The sequence below is a fragment of the Streptomyces sp. NPDC059788 genome (genome assembly GCF_042732265.1).
Classification (GTDB): Bacteria; Actinomycetota; Actinomycetes; order Streptomycetales; family Streptomycetaceae; genus Streptomyces.
Genome location: NZ_JBHWHY010000035.1, coordinates 102,545 through 108,696 on the forward strand (window position 1 = coordinate 102,545; position 6,152 = coordinate 108,696).

A 6,152-nucleotide genomic window follows, 5' to 3' on the forward strand; every position below is an offset into this window, starting at 1 on the left:
TTTTCGTCAGTTCGCCATCCCCTCGGAGGTGCTGTCATGAAGCTCGTCAACTCGCTCAAGAAGAAGTTCAAGGCGGAGAAGAGCCTGAAGGCGTACGCCTGGTACATCTGGTACTGATCGGCGCGTGACCCGGTAGTTCCCCAACCAGGCTCTCGGAGGCCGCCGATGCGTACGTACGGCACGGACCGGAGCGACCGGGTCACGGTCTTCACGCCGCGGCTCGGCCGGCTCCTCGAAGAGCACCGCGGTGCGCAGGCGTTCCGGCTGGAGGCCGACACCGTCGGCGTCGCCGGGCCCGACCTGATCGACGCCGTGCTGCGCAGCAGGCCGGCCAACGCGGCCGAACGGCCGACCTTCAAACCCCTGCAGGGCCGGGCCATCAGCCGCCCGGAATCCTCCGCCGTCATGCGGGCCGTTTCCCAGGACGTCCGCGCGGCGCTCGGAAACACGGAAAACCCCGCCGGAAAAGCGGCCGACCTCTCCGGGGAATGGCCGCGGGCGGGGCATCGCTATCTGCGGGACCTGGTTTTCGGCTCCGATCCGTACCGGCTCCGGGTGCTCGTCGACCGTAAGCTGGAATGGACGCCCAAACTGACCTGGACGGTGATCGCCGCGGGAGCGGCCCTGCCGGGGCGCCCCCGGGCCGGTGCGCCGGCATCCCGGCTGGCGGGCCTCACGGCTGCCGCGGCGGGCTACGACGACCGGCGCTACGCCATGGGTCTGTACCGGCGGGCGGCGGCACCGGTGTGTTTCACCGTCTCCACGCTCGTCGCCAACGCGCTCTGGCTCGGGTCGCCGTTCGACGACAGCGTGCCGAACCGTCACCTCCTGTACGAGTCCATGCGGTTGCTGCCGCCCTCGTGGAACCTGCTGCGCGTGGCGTCACCGGAGTTCGCCGCCCTCGACGACCGGATCGGCGCGACCGACGACGTCCTGCTGCTGCCGCTGCTCAGCCACCGCGACCCGGCGCTCTGGGACGCGCCGGACGAGTTCCGCCCCGAGCGGTGGGAGTCGCTGGACCCCGAGGACCACCCCGGATACCTCCCCTTCGGGCACGCGAACGAGCGGTGCTGGGGGCGGCACATGGTCATGCCGCTGGCCGAACGCCTCCTGGACATGGTGCGGGAGCAGGGCCTGGTGGTGAGTCCCGGGCAGACTTCGGCCCAGGTGCCGCTGGCCGGTCTGCTCGGGGTGTCGCGGGTACGGGTCGTACGGCGCTGACCCGTCGGCCACGACGTCAGGCCGCCTCCGTGTCCACGAGGTCGGTGACGAACTTGCGCACCCGGCCGCGGAGCACCGGCGTGACGCCGTGGATGACCTGCGCGCCGTACGCGACGGCCACACCGGGCCCGGCGTCGGTCAGCCACCGGCTCTTGCGCGGCGCGCTCAGCCACTGCGGTGTCTCCTCGTGGACCGCGGGGCCGTGCGGCAGGCTGCGGCTCATCGGCGTGCCGGGCTCGTACCCGTCGGCCGCGCCCAGCATCGTGTCCGTCCAGGGCGCGGAGTCCGACATCGTCTCGATGTAGAACCGGCCGCCCTCCGCCGCGTCCACGATCGTCACGCCGATCCGGCCGATGCGCCGGGGCGGGGTGCGCGGGCTGCTGATGCCGTCGAGGTGGGTGGGCACGCCCTGGCCCACGGCCAGTTCGGTGTAGCCCCAGTGGCCGCAACCGGCGATGGACGGCATACTGCGCCGGATTGCGGGCAGCGCCCGCAGCGTGGCGTCCGCGAGGACCTCATGGGCGGTCGCCGGTGCCCTGAGCACCTCGGCCTGGTGGCGGGGCCGCCAGCCGGCCGCCTCACTGTCCATGATCTTGACGAGCCGGGATATCTCCTCCGTGGTGAGGAACTCCTCGACCGTCTGCAGCATGAGCGTCTCGCTGATGTGGATCACTTCGCTCTCCTCGTCGAAGGACCGGCGTACCGGGCTCGTACTCCACACGGTGACGCCGGGGCGAGGGGGCGGACAGGCGCAGACGGGGGCGCACACGCGCGTGGTGGCTCGTACGTGTGTGCGTCCTGCGGCCGCCGGGCGGGTCGGCGTCACTTCCCGGTGAGCGAGGCGCCCTTCTCCATGTTGAGCGGCCGGGCGAGCGTCTCGACGGTGCCCAGGACCGCCTTGACGTTGGACTCGCTCAGCGGGATGCGCAGGAGCCCCACGACCTCGGACTCGGTGAGGGAGGAGATCGCGGGGCTCGACGCCGGGTTCGCGGCGGCGGGCTGCGGGGCCAGGGCGGCCGCGCCGGCCGCGGCGAGGGCTGTGACGACTGCGGAACGGATACGCATGAGGACCAGGACTTCCACGGAATCGGGGATGGGAGGAGCGGAGCGGTACGGGGACGGAGCGGTACGGGGACGGGGCGCGCACCCAGTCAAGGTGGCGGTGGCCGCTTCCGAAGCGCCCCGGCGTGGACGGCCACCCCTACGGGTGCCCGGGATCACCCGTGCGGCCCAGGGAGCGGCGGGCGTGTTCGAAGCGGGCGCCGCCCCGCCCCGTACGACGGCGCCGGACCGCCACGGCTCGTGCGGACGCGCCGGACCGCCGTGGCCCCGTGCGCACGCGCCGGACCGCCGCCGCGCTCCACGGCTGCGCCGGACGGCCGCGGGCCGCGACTAGCCCGGACGATCATGGGTACCCACCGCGCCGGGCCGCCGGCCGGCACGGCGGCACCGACCCGCACAGGAGCGAGCCCGGGAGGCGGAGTTGGCGGAGGCGAGCGGCACGGCCGGGTGGCGGTGGCTGTGGTGGGAGGTGGCCGCGGTCGCCCGCACGGTGCGCAGCGCGGTGCGGGAGCCCGGACCGGAGCGGGACACCGTCGTCCAGTCGCTGAAGGCGGCCGGCGCCGCGGTCATGGCCTGGGCGCTGACGGGCTGGTGGCTGAACGCGCCGCTGGCCCTGATGGCCCCCTGGACCGCGGTGGCGCTGGTCGACGCCACCGTCTACCGCTCGCTGCGCTCCGGGCTCCAGCAGCTCGTGGTGATCGTGCTCGGCGCCGTGCTGGCGTCCGCGGTGATGGCCGCCACCGGCGGCAGCAAGCTGGGGTCCATGCTGATCGTGCTGCCGGTGATGACGCTGGTCGGCACCCACCGCAGACTGGGCGCCCAGGGCATCTACGGCGCGACCACCGCCCTGTTCGTCATCACCTACGGCGCCTACTCGCTGATCGAGGTCGAGCACCGGCTCGTGGAGACCATGATCGGTGCGGTCATCGGCATCGCCGTCAACGCCTTCGTCCTCCCGCCGGTACACCTGCGCAACGTGCACGAACAGCTGAGCCGGCTGCCCCGGGAGAGCGCCGAACTGCTGCGGACGATGGCCGAGGGCCTGCGCGGCGAGGAGTGGAGCGCCACCGACGCGGCCGGCTGGCACGACCGCGCGCGCCGCCTCGGCCAGGTGCTGCGGGCGCTGGCCAGCGCCCGGGAGTGGAACACCGAGAGCTCCCGCTTCAACCCCGGCTTCCGGCTGCGCCGTACCGGACCGCCGCCGCCCCCGCCCGAGAAGGCCGACGCCGTGTGGGAACGGGCCGCCGCCCATCTCGCGGCCATCACCCGCACACTGGCGGGCACCGTCGGGGAACAGGCGCGGCTGACCGTGCCGGGCGCCGCGTTTCTGCGGCGGTACGCCGACCTCGCGGACGAGGCCGCCACGCTGTGCAAGGCGGAGGCGGACCTGATCACGGACGACGACGGGACGGACGCGGAGGAGCGCTACCGCGCGGCCCGGGAGCGGGCCCAGGAGCTGTACGACGGACTCGCCGACGACTTCCGGGCGCAGCGCGACCCGCCGGCCGCCGCGGCCAGCGGCGAACTGCTCGTCGAGATGCAGCAGCTGCTGCACGAACTGACCCACTTCGCGGAATCGGAGGCGCCGCAGACCGAGAAGAAGCGGGGCAGGCGGAGCAGGGCGCGCAACCGGGACGGTCCCGAAGGCCCCGCCGGCGCGTCCGCCCGGCCGCCGGACGGCGGCTGACCAGCGCCTGCCCGTACGCACCCGGGCGGCCCCACGTTTTCCCCAGGCCGCCCCGGGCACCCGTGAGCCACCCGGCACACCGTGCCCCGGCCGGGTGAAGGGAAGGACCGCGACGTGAAACGCCCCCCGGCCCGCGGAGACCTGTCCGCGGCGGTCGTCTCCGCGCTGGAGGAGCCGCCCGGCACCGTATCCCTGCCGGACCACCGTGCCGCGGCCGCCGCGGACCCGTACGGCGACGACCTGCAACTCGCCCTGGCCCTCTGCTACGAGCTGCACTACCGCGGCTTCGACGCCGTACCCGACACCTGGGAGTGGGACCCGGAGCTGCTGCGCTTCCGCGCCGCCCTGGAGCACGCCTTCCTCGGCGCGCTACAGGCCGACGCTCCGGCGCAGGACGACCCGGACGTGCTGCTCGACGGGCTGCTGGTGGAGCCGGACGGCGGCGGCGTCTCGCACTTTCTGCGCGACGAGGGCGAGTACTGGCAGCTGCGCGAGTACGCGGCCCAGCGTTCCCTGTACCACCTCAAGGAGGCCGACCCCCACCTGTGGGTGGTGCCCCGCCTGTGGGGCCCGGCCAAGGCCGCGATGATGGCGGTGGAGTACGACGAACTCGGGGCCGGCCGCGCGGAGCGGGTGCACGCGCGGCTCTTCGCCGACCTCATGGCCGACCTCGGCCTGGACCCCGCGTACGGCCGCTACCTGGGCGCCTGCGCACGGCAGATGCTCGCCGTCAACAACCTGATGTCCCTCTTCGGCCTGCACCGCGTGCACCGGGGCGCCCTCGTCGGGCACTTCGCCTGGGTGGAGGTCACCTCGTCCCCCGGATCGCGCCGCCTCGCGCAGGCGATGGAGCGGCTGGAGGCCGGCCCGGCGGCCGTGCACTTCTACTCCGAGCACGTCGAGGCGGACGCCGTGCACGAACAGGTCGTGCGCCACCAGGTCGTGAAGGGGCTGCTGCGGGAGGAGCCGGCGCTCGCCCCGGACGTCGCGTTCGGCATCGCGGCCACCGGCCTGCTGGAGGACCGGCTGGGCGAGCGGCTGCTCAGCGCCTGGCGGGCGGGGGAGTCCTCACTCTTCGCCCCGCTGTGAGTCCGGGGCCCGCGCGCCGCGCTCCGCGTCCCCGGCGGCCCGGCGCGCGGCCGGGGACCGCCCGCGGCCGCGGTGGCTGGTGTCGCACCACGGAAAGGTCCGGCTGCGGCGGCACCTGCACAGCGCGACGAGCGGCCGGTCGGAACGGGCCGTCGTCCCGTCGCCGAGCCGCACCTCGACCGGGCCCTCGACGAGCACCGGCCCCGCCGGGTCCTGGACGACCCGGCGCGCCTCCCCGCGCACGCGGTACGCGCCCCGCGGTACGGACTCCTGCTCACGCGGACCGCTGGGCACGGACGATCACCAACTCCTCCTTGTCCTGGCCCGGGGCGATCAGCCCCTGGGCCTCCAGCCAAGGGGCCCGCCGCCGCATCACGGGCCCGAAAGGAATGTACTGCCGGTCGGTGACAGCGGCCCGCAGCCCGGCGCCCGTCAGCAGGGCCAGTGTGCGGGCGGGGTCGCAGACCGCCGAGTGGACGAGCAGCAGCACGCCGTCCGGGGCGAGCAGCGCGGGCGCCCCGGCACACAGCCGGTCCACCACGGCCCGGCCGTCCGGCCCGGCGTCCCACGCCCGCGCCCGGCCGCCGCGCGGTGGCACGGGCGCCGGACAGGGCACGTACGGCGGATTCGCCAGGACCAGGTCGAAGCGGCGCCCGGCCACGGGCCGCAGCAGGTCGCCCCGGTGCGCGCGCACCCGGCCGCGGTGCCCGGCGAAACGGGCGTTGAGCCGGGTGGTGAGCACGGCGGCGTACGCGGCGTCGACCGCGGTGACCCGCCCGGCGCCGTGCCGGGCCGCGGCGACCGCGAGGGCACCGCTGCCCGTGCCCACGTCCAGCACCTCGGCGCCGGGCCGCAGGCTCTCGCGCCGGAGGGCCGCGGCCAGCATCCCGGTGTCTTCCTGCGGCGCGTACACGCCGGGGGGTTTGATGAAGAACACCCATCACGGGTACCCCGCAGGCACCATTCATTCCGCGCCCGGCGAGAGATCGCCGGTCAGCCGGCTGCCGACGTGGGGGGGGCGGGGGGGGGGCCCCCCGGCCCCCCCCCCCCCCCCCCCCGGCCCCGGCCCCCCCCGGGGGGCGCCCCGCCCCCC

Annotated in this window: 8 protein-coding genes; 4 read left to right on the forward strand and 4 right to left on the reverse strand. The window is 75.1% G+C overall.

Annotation, left to right across the window (positions count from 1 at the left end):
• The first annotated feature begins 36 nt into the window (after positions 1-36).
• Positions 37-117 (forward strand): tryptorubin family RiPP precursor, encoded by an 81-nt coding sequence (locus ACFV57_RS28410; RefSeq protein ID WP_385238127.1) that lies wholly within the window; start codon positions 37-39, stop codon positions 115-117.
• A gap of 48 nt (positions 118-165) precedes the next feature.
• On the forward strand, positions 166-1,221 hold the full coding sequence (locus ACFV57_RS28415) for a cytochrome P450 (protein WP_385238116.1): 1,056 nt from the start codon (positions 166-168) through the stop codon (positions 1,219-1,221).
• Between the two features lie 16 nt (positions 1,222-1,237).
• On the opposite strand, the gene ACFV57_RS28420 is transcribed toward ACFV57_RS28415, so the two are convergent.
• Complete coding sequence (locus ACFV57_RS28420) at positions 1,238-1,894, reverse strand: hypothetical protein (RefSeq protein ID WP_385238118.1); 657 nt, start codon at positions 1,892-1,894, stop codon at positions 1,238-1,240.
• 149 nt (positions 1,895-2,043) lie between these two features.
• Positions 2,044-2,286, reverse strand: coding sequence for a hypothetical protein (locus ACFV57_RS28425; RefSeq protein ID WP_385238119.1), 243 nt, complete (start codon positions 2,284-2,286; stop codon positions 2,044-2,046).
• A 418-nt stretch (positions 2,287-2,704) separates the two neighbouring features.
• On the opposite strand from ACFV57_RS28425, the gene ACFV57_RS28430 reads away from it, so the two are divergent.
• Both ACFV57_RS28430 and ACFV57_RS28435 read left to right on the forward strand, forming a co-directional pair.
• Positions 2,705-3,970 (forward strand): aromatic acid exporter family protein, encoded by a 1,266-nt coding sequence (locus ACFV57_RS28430; RefSeq protein ID WP_385238121.1) that lies wholly within the window; start codon positions 2,705-2,707, stop codon positions 3,968-3,970.
• A gap of 114 nt (positions 3,971-4,084) precedes the next feature.
• Complete coding sequence (locus tag ACFV57_RS28435) at positions 4,085-5,059, forward strand: iron-containing redox enzyme family protein (protein WP_385238122.1); 975 nt, start codon at positions 4,085-4,087, stop codon at positions 5,057-5,059.
• Here ACFV57_RS28435 and ACFV57_RS28440 read toward each other — a convergent pair.
• Both ACFV57_RS28440 and ACFV57_RS28445 read right to left on the reverse strand, forming a co-directional pair.
• A complete protein-coding gene (locus ACFV57_RS28440) occupies positions 5,039-5,353 on the reverse strand; it encodes a CDGSH iron-sulfur domain-containing protein (protein WP_385238124.1) in 315 nt (104 codons plus the stop codon). The genes ACFV57_RS28435 and ACFV57_RS28440 overlap by 21 nt on opposite strands.
• Positions 5,334-5,996, reverse strand: a complete 663-nt coding sequence (locus tag ACFV57_RS28445; protein WP_385238125.1) for a HemK2/MTQ2 family protein methyltransferase — start codon at positions 5,994-5,996, stop codon at positions 5,334-5,336. The genes ACFV57_RS28440 and ACFV57_RS28445 overlap by 20 nt, the downstream gene beginning before the upstream one ends.
• Positions 5,997-6,152: the final 156 nt, after the last annotated feature.

Bases quoted from the DNA above. Each gene is read 5' to 3' on its own strand.
- ACFV57_RS28415 (WP_385238116.1), top strand. From the start codon at position 166: ATGCGTACGTACGGCACGGACCGGAGCGACCGGGTCACGGTCTTCACG.
- ACFV57_RS28410 (WP_385238127.1), top strand. From the start codon at position 37: ATGAAGCTCGTCAACTCGCTCAAGAAGAAGTTCAAGGCGGAGAAGAGC.
- ACFV57_RS28425 (WP_385238119.1), bottom strand. From the start codon at position 2,286: ATGCGTATCCGTTCCGCAGTCGTCACAGCCCTCGCCGCGGCCGGCGCG.